Origin of the sequence: Streptomyces sp. NPDC127114, assembly GCF_042677525.1 — a bacterium.
Taxonomy (GTDB): Bacteria; Actinomycetota; Actinomycetes; order Streptomycetales; family Streptomycetaceae; genus Streptomyces.
Window position 1 is genome coordinate 37,862 of sequence record NZ_JBHXTJ010000053.1, and the last position, 8,562, is coordinate 46,423.

Below are 8,562 nucleotides of genomic sequence, written 5' to 3' on the forward strand. Positions count from 1 at the left end.
CGACAATGGCGGGGTGATCACTTCGCCGCCACGGAGCTCCAGCGGAAACGGAAACGGGAACCCCCCGACCGGCAACGGTGCCGGCGCCGGGGGCCGTAAGCCCGCCGAGCCGACACCGTACGTCGACCTCACCCGGGCCGAGTGGAGCGCGCTGCGCGACAAGACGCCGCTGCCGCTGACCGCCGACGAGGTCGAGCGGCTGCGCGGGCTCGGCGACGTCATCGACCTCGACGAGGTGCGGGACATCTACCTCCCGCTCTCCCGGCTGCTCAACCTGTACGTGCAGGCCACCAGCGGACTGCGCGGGGCGCTCAACACCTTCCTCGGCGAGAAGGCCGAGCAGCGCGGCACGCCCTTCGTCATAGGGGTGGCCGGCTCCGTCGCCGTCGGCAAGTCGACCGTCGCCCGGCTCCTGGAGGCGCTGCTCGCACGCTGGCCCGAGCACCCGCGGGTGGAGCGGGTCACCACCGACGGCTTCCTCTACCCGATGGAGGAGCTGAAGGCCCGCGGCCTGATGTCCCGCAAGGGCTTCCCCGAGTCGTACGACCGGCGGGCGCTCACCCGCTTCGTCGCGGACGTCAAGGCCGGCAAGGAGGAGGTCAGCGCGCCCGTCTACTCGCACCTGATCTACGACCGGGTGCCGGACGAGAAGCTCGTCGTACGCCGCCCCGACATCCTCATCGTCGAGGGCCTCAACGTCCTGCAGCCCGCGCTGCCCGGCAAGGACGGCCGCACCCGGGTGGGCCTGGCGGACTACTTCGACTTCTCGGTGTACGTGGACGCCCGGGCCGAGGACGTCGAGCAGTGGTACCTCAACCGCTTCCGCAAGCTGCGCGAGACCGCCTTCCAGGACCCCTCCTCGTACTTCCGGCGCTGGACCCAGGTCTCCGAGGAGGAGGCCCTGGACTACGCGCGCACGATGTGGCGGACCGTCAACAAGGTGAACCTCCTGGAGAACGTGGCCCCCACCCGCGGCCGGGCGACGCTCGTGCTCCGCAAGGGCCCGGACCACAAGGTGCAGCGCCTGAGCCTCCGCAAGCTCTGACCTCCCGCCGGAACGTCCGTAAGCTCGGAGCATGCTGCACCTGCGACTGATCGTCCCGCCCGACCGTACGGAAGCGGCCGTCGCGCTCATCGAGCGGACCGTCGGCACCACCCACCTGGTGGTGCTCCCCGGCGCCGCCCGGAACCCGTCCGGCGACCTCGTCCTGTGCGACGTGGCCCGCGAGGCGGGTGACGAACTCCTGCACGGCATGAGGGAGCTGAGGATCGATCAGGACGGCTCCATCGCGGTCGAGAACATCGACTTCTCGCTGTCGAAGCGCGCCGAGGCCGCCGAGGAGGAGGCCCCCGGCGAGGCCGCGGACGCGGTGATCTGGGAGCAGCTGACCGAGGCGACCCACGAGGAGTCGACCCTCACCATCACCTACTCCGCGTTCATGATCCTCGCGACGATGATCGCGGCCTGCGGTGTGGTGCTGGACAACGCGGTCCTGATCGTGGGCGCGATGGCCGTCGGCCCGGAGTTCGGGCCGCTCGCGGGCGTGTGCACCGCCGTCGTGCAGCGCCATCCGAAACTGGCCCTGCGCTCGCTGTCCGCGCTGCTCATCGGCTTCGCCGCGGCGATCGTCGCGACGACGGTCTTCAGCCTCGGCATGGACGCGCTCGACCTGTTCAGCAGGGAGCAGTTGGACGCCGACCGGCCCAACACCAGCTTCATCTGGCAGCCGGACCCGTTCTCCTTCGTCGTCGCGGTCCTCGCCGGCATCGCCGGCGTGCTCTCGCTGACCTCGTCGAAGTCCGGGGCGCTGGTGGGCGTGGCGATCTCGGTGACGACCGTCCCGGCGGGCGCGAACGCGGCCGTGGCGCTCAGTTACGGCGAGTTCGGCCAGATGTGGGGATCCGTCGAGCAGTTGCTGCTCAACCTGTTCGGCATCATGCTCGCGGGCGTCCTGACCCTGTACGGCCAGAAACTGCTGTGGCGCACCCAGCGCGGACACTGGGTGCGCCCCACGAAGCGTTGAAAAGCAGGGACTAGCCCAGCGCCGACTTCACCACGTCCGCGAGCCGCCCGGCGACCGAGCGGGCCTGCTCGATGTCGGCGGCCTCGACCATGACGCGGACCAGCGGCTCGGTGCCGGAGGGGCGGAGCAGCACCCGGCCGGTGGAGCCCAGCTCGCGCTCGGCCTCGGCCACGGCGGCGGCCAGCTCGGCGGAGGTGCCGACCCGCGTCTTGTCCACGTTCGGCACGTTGACCAGGACCTGCGGCAGCCGCTCCATGACCGCGGCCAGCTCGGTGAGGGACTTGCCGGTGGCGGCGACCCGGGCCGCGAGCATCAGACCGGTCAGGGTGCCGTCGCCGGTGGTGGCGTGGTCGAGCACGATGACGTGGCCGGACTGCTCGCCGCCGAGGGCGTAGCCGTGCTCCTTCATCGACTCCAGGACGTAGCGGTCGCCGACCGCCGTCTGGACGAGCGACAGGCCCTCGCGCTCCATCGCCAGCTTGAAGCCGAGGTTGGACATCACGGTGCCGACGACGGTGTCGCCGCGGAGGGTGCCGGACTCGCGCATCGCGAGGGCGAGGATCGCGAGGATCTGGTCGCCGTCCACCTCTTCGCCCCGGCCGTCGACGGCGAGGCAGCGGTCGGCGTCGCCGTCGTGGGCGATGCCGAAGTCGGCCTCGTGCTCGACCACGGCGGCCTTGAGGAGGTCGAGGTGGGTGGAGCCGCAGCCGTCGTTGATGTTGAGGCCGTCCGGCTCGGCGCCGATGGTGACGACCGTGGCACCCGCCCGGGAGAAGGCCTCGGGCGAGACGCGGGCGGCGGCGCCGTGCGCCTCGTCGAGGACGATCTTCAGCCCGTCGAGGCGGTTGGGCAGCACGGCGACGAGATGGGCGACGTACTTGTCGAAGCCCTCGTCGTAGTCGCGGACCCGGCCGACGCCGCCGCCGGTGGGACGGTCCCACGGCGCGCCGGTGCGGTGCTCCTCGTAGACGGACTCGATGCGGTCCTCCAGCTCGTCGGCGAGCTTGTGGCCGCCGCGGGCGAAGAACTTGATGCCGTTGTCGGGCATGGCGTTGTGGGAGGCGGACAGCATCACGCCGAGGTCGGCGCCGAGCGCGCCGGTGAGGTACGCCACGGCGGGCGTGGGCAGCACGCCGACACGGAGGACGTCGACGCCCGCGCTGGCGAGGCCCGCCACCACGGCGGCCTCCAGGAACTCTCCCGAGGCGCGCGGGTCGCGCCCCACCACGGCGGTCGGCCGATGGCCCTCAAAGGTGCCCGTCTCGGCGAGCACGTGCGCGGCCGCGACCGACAGGCCGAGCGCCAGCTCCGCCGTCAGGTCGGCGTTGGCCACGCCGCGTACCCCGTCCGTGCCGAAGAGTCGTCCCACAGCTGTCCTCCGAAAGTCCTTGTGCCCAGGTCCCAGGGTCGTGCCCCCCGGCCCAAGATTATGAAAGCAAGATGTGAAAAAGCCGTACGCCCCGGGGCACGGGCAGTGCCGCCGGGGCGTACGGACCAAGCAGACCGAGCAGGCGATTAGCGCTTGCTGTACTGCGGGGCCTTGCGGGCCTTCTTGAGACCGGCCTTCTTGCGCTCGACCGCACGGTCGTCGCGGGAGAGGAAGCCGGCCTTCTTCAGCGGGCCGCGGTTGTTCTCCACGTCCGCCTCGTTGAGGGCGCGGGCCACGCCGAGGCGCAGGGCGCCGGCCTGGCCGGAGACGCCGCCACCCGCGATGCGGGCGATGACGTCGTAGCGGTTGTCGAGCTCGAGCACCTTGAAGGGCTCGTTGACTTCCTGCTGGTGCACCTTGTTGGGGAAGTAGTCCTCAAGGGTGCGACCGTTGATCTTCCACTTGCCGGTGCCCGGGACGATGCGGACACGGGCGATGGCGTTCTTGCGACGGCCCAGGCCGGCGGCCGGCTGCGGGTCGCCGAAGCGGGACGCGAGGGACTCGGAGGTGTAGTCACCCTCGACGATCTCGGTCTCGGTGGTGTACTCCTCGACGCCCTCGAACTCGTCGACGGGGGTCTCGGGGGTGGTCTCGGCCACGATGCTCCTCAGATTTCTTTCGTTCTTAGGGGGTGGCCGGAATTACTGCGCGACCTGGGTGATCTCGAACGGGACCGGCTGCTGGGCAGCGTGCGGGTGGTTCTCACCCGCGTAGACCTTCAGCTTCGAGAGCATCTGACGGCCCAGGGAGTTCTTGGGGATCATGCCCTTGATGGCCTTCTCGACGGCCTTCTCGGGGTTCTTGTCCAGCAGCTCGTCGTAGCGGACGGAGCGCAGACCACCCGGGTAGCCAGAGTGGCGGTAGGCCATCTTCTGGGTCTTCTTGTTGCCGGACAGGTGGACCTTGTCAGCGTTGATGATGATGACGAAGTCGCCCATGTCCATGTGCGGCGCGTAGACGGGCTTGTGCTTGCCTCGCAGGAGGTTCGCAGCCGTCGTCGCCAGACGGCCCAGGACGACGTCCTGCGCGTCGATGATGTGCCACTGGCGAGTGACATCGCCAGGCTTGGGGCTGTACGTACGCACTTCGTAGCCTTCGCTTCTTCAGTGGATGGAGTCCAGACACACCTGAAGCGATCATGCAGCTGGGGCCCACACTGCCGGGACGACGCCCGTATGCGAGCCACTGGTAACTGCTCCAGGGAACCTGCGTAGGGCCCCTTCGCGTGAGAACGACGAAGCCGATACGCATAACAAACCGCTACGGTACCCGCGCCACCCCCGGCGGGTCAAAATGTCGCCGGGCAGCAGGTCACCGCGCCCGCTCCACCCGCCGCTCGTCCCACACCGGCTCGCTCGGCCCCTCTCCTCCATGCCGCCCTCGCACGGCTCGGCCCCGGGGGGCCTCCCCGGCTTCGGCCGGCTGCGCCGGACTCCGTCCGTCGACCAGTGGCCCCAGGCCCGTCCCGCATCCGACGCGGCCGGGCTCACCGGACCGGCTACCGCGCCCGCTCCACCCGCCGCTCGTCCCACACCGGCTCGCTCGTCTCGCGGACCACGCCGTCCGAGCCGAAGACCAGGTAGCGGTCGAAGGAGCGGGCGAACCAGCGGTCGTGGGTGACGGCGAGGACGGTGCCCTCGTACGACTCCAGGCCGTCCTGCAGCGCCTCCGCCGACTCCAGGTCCAGGTTGTCCGTCGGCTCGTCCAGGAGAAGGGCCGTGGTGCCCGCCAGCTCCAGGAGCAGGATCTGGAACCGCGCCTGCTGGCCGCCGGAGAGCTTGTCGAAGGGCTGGTCGCCCTGGCGCTCCAGCTCGTAGCGCCGCAGCATCGACATCGCCGCGCCCCGGTCCTTGGCGTGCTCCGTCCACAGGATGTCGACGAGGGAGCGGCCGAAGAGCTCCGGGTGCGCGTGGGTCTGCGCGAAGTGGCCCGGCACCACGCGGGCGCCGAGCTTCCACGTGCCGGTGTGGGCCACCGACCCGTCGCCCGCGAGCAGCCGCAGGAAGTGCGACTTGCCGGAGCCGTTCGAGCCGAGGACGGCGACCCGCTCCCCGTAGAAGATCTCCAGCGAGAACGGCTTCATCAGGCCGGTGAGCTCCAGGTTCTCGCAGGTCACCGCCCGCACTCCGGTCCGGCCGCCGCGCAGCCGCATCCGGATGTCCTGCTCGCGCGGCGGCTCCGGCGGCGGGCCGGCCTCCTCGAACTTCTTCAGCCGGGTCTGCGCCGCCGCGTACCGCGAGGCCATCTCGTGGCTGACCGCGGCCGCCTGCCGCAGGTTGACCACGAGCTTCTTCAGCTGGGCGTGCTTCTCCTCCCAGCGCCGCTTCAGCTCCTCGAAGCGGGCGAACCGCTCCCGGCGCGCCTCGTGGAAGGTGTCGAAGCCGCCGCCGTGCACCCACACGTCCGAGCCGGCCGGACCGGGCTCCACGGCCACGATCTTCTGCGCGGCCCGGGACAGCAGCTCCCGGTCGTGGGAGATGAAGAGCACGGTCTTGCGGGTCTCCCGCAGCCGCTCCTCGAGCCAGCGCTTGCCGGGGACGTCCAGGTAGTTGTCCGGCTCGTCGAGGAGCAGCACCTCGTCGTTGCCGCGCAGCAGGTACTCCAGGACCAGCCGCTTCTGCTCGCCGCCGCTGAGCGTGCGCACCTGCCGGAACTGGGCCTTCTCGTACGGCACGCCCATCGCGGCCGTGGTGCACATGTCCCACAGGGTCTCGAACTCGTACCCCTGCACCTCGGCCCAGTCGCTCAGCGCCTGGGCGTACGCCATCTGCGCGGCCTCGTCGTCGACCGTCATGATCCGGTGCTCGGCCTCGTCGACCGCCTTCGCCGCCTCCCGGATGCGGGCGGGCGCCACCGAGACCAGCAGGTCACGGACGGTGGACTCGTCCCGCACGGAGCCGACGAACTGCGGCATCACGCCGAGCCCGCCGCTGACGGTGACGCCGCCGCCGTGCGGCTGGAGCTCCCCGGAGATCAGCCGGAGCAGGGTGGTCTTCCCCGCTCCGTTCGCGCCGACCAGGGCGACCACGGCACCCTCGCCGACCCGGAAGGAGGCGTCCCCGAGCAGGACCCTCCCGTCCGGAAGGTAGTACTCCAGGTGTGCGGCCTCGACATGTCCCATGAGGGGCATTGTCACCGCCGACACCCCTGGAACCCAACCGGTTTAGGATGCGCGGCATGAGCTTTGGGGGACCGCAGCCGGGCGGCGAGCAGCAGGGACAGCAGGGATACGGGTACGGATACCCGCAGCAGCCACAGCAGCCGTACGGATACGGGTACCCGCAGCAGCCGCAGCAGCCGTACCCGCAGCAGCCGTTCGGGCAGCAGCCGGCGGACCCGTTCCCGGGCGCGCAGCCCACGGGCACCCCGGACTGGGGCGCGCTCGCCGAGGCCTCGGAAGCCCGCGGCAAGCGCAGGCGCTGGCTCCTGATCGGCGGCGCGGCCGTCGCCGCGCTCGCCGTGGGCGCGGTCGTCGCCACCGCGATCGTCACCACGAACAGGAACAACGAGCAGGCCAAGAACGGCGGCGCCACCCCGACCGGCTCGGCGGCCCCCACCGACACCGCGAGCCCGGCCCCGACCTTCTCCTCGGTGGCACCGCCGCCGCCGCCGAACCCCATGGACTTCATCTCGGACGCCCGGAAGGACAAGGCGCCGCTGAGCCCCGAGGGCCTCTACCCGGGCAAGAAGCTCACCATGAACAAGCGCCCGTACCAGAAGGGCGCCACCTCCTCCACGACCGACTGCGCGGCGGTCACCCAGGGCGGCCTCGGCGCGGTCCTGAAGAGCAACGGCTGCACCCGCGTGATCCGCGCCACGTACGTCAAGGACGGCGTCGCCGTCACCGTCGGCGTCGCCGTCTTCCCCACCGACGACCAGGCCCTCAAGGCGAAGAAGCAGGCGAGCGGCGGCATCGCGCCGCTCGCCGGTGCCGGCGTGAAGGACTTCTGCCACGCCACCGTCTGCCTGCGCCGCACCAACTCGATCGGCCGCTACGTCTACCTCACCCAGGCCGGTTTCCTGAACGGCAAGAAGGTCACGACCGGCGACCGGGCGGTCTTCCAGGCCAGCGACGACGTGGGCACCTTCACCTTCAACCAGATCTACGCCCGCGGGCGCGCCCAGGCCTCAGCAGCAGCCGGCGCTCCCGGGGAGTGACCGCTTGTTGCGGGCCTCCTTGTTGCGGGCCGCGAGCTGGTCGTCGGCCGGGTAGCCGACCTCTTCGAGGGTGAGGCCGTGCGGCCGTACGACGTGCACGGCCGAGTCCCGCACACCCGCGGCGAGCACCTTGCCGGGCCACTCCACCGGCCGGTGGCCGTCGCCGACGAACAGCAGCGCGCCGACCAGCGAGCGGACCATGTTGTGGCAGAAGGCGTCGGCCTTGACCGTGGCCTCCAGGATGCCGTCGGGACGGCGCTCCCAGCGCAGCTCCTGGAGCGTGCGGATGGTGGTGGCACCCTCGCGCTTCTTGCAGTACGCGGCGAAGTCGTGCTCGCCGACGAGCCGCTCGGCGGCGGCGTTCATGGCGTCCATGTCGAGCGTCCAGTCGTGCCACAGGACGTGGCCGCGCAGCAGCGGGTCGACGCCGCCCGGGTGGTCGGTGACCCGGTAGGCGTACCGGCGCCAGACGGCCGAGAAACGGGCGTTGAAGCCCGCGGGCGCCTCGCTGAGCTTCCAGACCCGTACGTCGTGCGGGAGCCGCCCGGCGAGCCGCCTGAGCAGCTTCTCGCGGTGCTCCTCCCACAGCGCGACGGGCAGGTCGACGTGCGCGACCTGGCCACGGGCGTGCACCCCGGCGTCGGTCCGGCCGGCGACGGTCAGCTCGTACGTCTCCTGGGAGCGGGTGACGGTGCGCAGCGCGTCCTCGATCTCGCCCTGCACGGTGCGCTGGCCGCGGGCCTGCTTCGCCCAGCCGGAGAAGTCCCTGCCGTCGTACGAAAGGTCGAGCCGCACCCGTACGAACCCGGGCTGTACGTCATCACTCACCTGGAAATCCTCTCAGACACACGGGAGCGGGGGGCCCCCCCCCCCGGGGGGGGGGCGCCCGCGCGAAAATGTACGAGGAACCAAAACCCAGCAGAATCACGCACAACGGGCCCCCGTGCCGGC

The 8,562-nt window shown here is 71.1% G+C and carries 8 protein-coding genes; 3 read left to right on the forward strand and 5 right to left on the reverse strand.

The genetic code is table 11. The features are described 5' to 3' along the window. The first annotated feature begins 13 nt into the window (after nt 1-13). Both coaA and ACFVGS_RS33300 read left to right on the forward strand, forming a co-directional pair. Nucleotides 14-1,045 (forward strand): type I pantothenate kinase, encoded by a 1,032-nt coding sequence (gene coaA, locus ACFVGS_RS33295; RefSeq protein ID WP_384421367.1) that lies wholly within the window; start codon nt 14-16, stop codon nt 1,043-1,045. Nucleotides 1,046-1,076: 31 nt separating this feature from the next. Further along, nucleotides 1,077-2,024 carry a TIGR00341 family protein gene (locus tag ACFVGS_RS33300; RefSeq protein ID WP_385695774.1) on the forward strand — a complete coding sequence of 316 codons (948 nt, stop codon included), beginning with the start codon at nt 1,077-1,079 and terminating at the stop codon, nt 2,022-2,024. A gap of 10 nt (nt 2,025-2,034) precedes the next feature. Here ACFVGS_RS33300 and glmM read toward each other — a convergent pair whose 3' ends face one another. The 4 genes from glmM to ACFVGS_RS33320 form a co-directional block, all read right to left on the reverse strand. Next, the gene (glmM, locus tag ACFVGS_RS33305; RefSeq protein WP_384421363.1) at nt 2,035-3,393 is read right to left on the reverse strand and encodes a phosphoglucosamine mutase; all 1,359 of its coding nucleotides are present in this window, start codon (nt 3,391-3,393) and stop codon (nt 2,035-2,037) included. 146 nt (nt 3,394-3,539) lie between these two features. Then, on the reverse strand, nt 3,540-4,052 hold the full coding sequence (gene rpsI / locus ACFVGS_RS33310) for a 30S ribosomal protein S9 (protein WP_128985116.1): 513 nt from the start codon (nt 4,050-4,052) through the stop codon (nt 3,540-3,542). Nucleotides 4,053-4,094: 42 nt separating this feature from the next. Beyond that, nucleotides 4,095-4,538: a 50S ribosomal protein L13 gene (gene rplM / locus ACFVGS_RS33315; protein WP_031076703.1), complete on the reverse strand. Its 444-nt coding sequence runs from the start codon at nt 4,536-4,538 to the stop codon at nt 4,095-4,097. A gap of 413 nt (nt 4,539-4,951) precedes the next feature. Beyond that, the gene (locus ACFVGS_RS33320) at nt 4,952-6,574 is read right to left on the reverse strand and encodes an ABC-F family ATP-binding cassette domain-containing protein (RefSeq protein ID WP_384421361.1); all 1,623 of its coding nucleotides are present in this window, start codon (nt 6,572-6,574) and stop codon (nt 4,952-4,954) included. Between the two features lie 56 nt (nt 6,575-6,630). Between ACFVGS_RS33320 and ACFVGS_RS33325 the strand changes: the two genes are divergently transcribed. Further along, complete coding sequence (locus ACFVGS_RS33325) at nt 6,631-7,611, forward strand: hypothetical protein (protein WP_385695779.1); 981 nt, start codon at nt 6,631-6,633, stop codon at nt 7,609-7,611. Here ACFVGS_RS33325 and truA read toward each other — a convergent pair. Next, on the reverse strand, nt 7,582-8,439 hold the full coding sequence (gene truA / locus ACFVGS_RS33330; protein ID WP_384421357.1) for a tRNA pseudouridine(38-40) synthase TruA: 858 nt from the start codon (nt 8,437-8,439) through the stop codon (nt 7,582-7,584). The genes ACFVGS_RS33325 and truA overlap by 30 nt on opposite strands. Nucleotides 8,440-8,562: the final 123 nt, after the last annotated feature.

Coding starts and splice junctions, on each gene's coding strand:
- ACFVGS_RS33300 (WP_385695774.1), top strand. CDS start 1,077: ATGCTGCACCTGCGACTGATCGTCCCGCCCGACCGTACGGAAGCGGCC.
- ACFVGS_RS33320 (WP_384421361.1), bottom strand. CDS start 6,574: ATGGGACATGTCGAGGCCGCACACCTGGAGTACTACCTTCCGGACGGG.
- ACFVGS_RS33325 (WP_385695779.1), top strand. CDS start 6,631: ATGAGCTTTGGGGGACCGCAGCCGGGCGGCGAGCAGCAGGGACAGCAG.